Below are 621 nucleotides of genomic sequence, written 5' to 3' on the forward strand. Positions count from 1 at the left end.
TGGTGAGCGTGATAGAACTCACTCCATTATCAAGGAAATCAAAGCAGAGACCGGCTTAGTTGCTGCGCCTCCCCTCACTTGTATCGATGCAACACGTTCAGAGTTGATTGAGATTGCTGATGATTACTGGAATAACGGCATCGAAAATATCGTTGCGCTGCGTGGTGATATCCCACCTGGTGGCGGTGCTCCAGATATGTATGCTTCTGACTTGGTTGAGCTACTAAAATCTCGTCACGATTTTGATATTTCTGTGGCGGCTTTTCCAGAAGTGCATCCAGAGGCAAAAAGTGCTCAATCGGATCTGCTAAACCTAAAGCGTAAAGTGGACGCTGGTGCAAACCGTGCCATTACTCAGTTCTTCTTTGATGTGGAATCTTATCTGCGTTTTCGTGACCGCTGTGTTGCGGCGGGAATCGATGTAGAAATCGTACCGGGTATTTTGCCAGTTTCGAACTTTAAGCAAGCCTCACGCTTTGCGGCGCAGAATAACGTTAAAGTGCCAGGATGGATGAGCAAACAGTTTGAAGGTTTGGATGATGATCCTGTGACTCGCCAACTTGTAGGTGCAAGCCAAGCTATTGATATGGTTCGTGTACTAAGTCGCGAAGGTGTGAAAGA

1 protein-coding gene is annotated in these 621 nt (G+C 46.9%); it reads left to right on the forward strand.

Translation table 11 applies throughout. The features are described 5' to 3' along the window. Positions 1 to 621: methylenetetrahydrofolate reductase (gene metF, locus R7Q46_RS28090; protein WP_318078424.1), on the forward strand; the 621-nt coding region annotated here is incomplete at both ends.

It is taken from the genome of Vibrio sp. 811 (assembly GCF_033339195.1).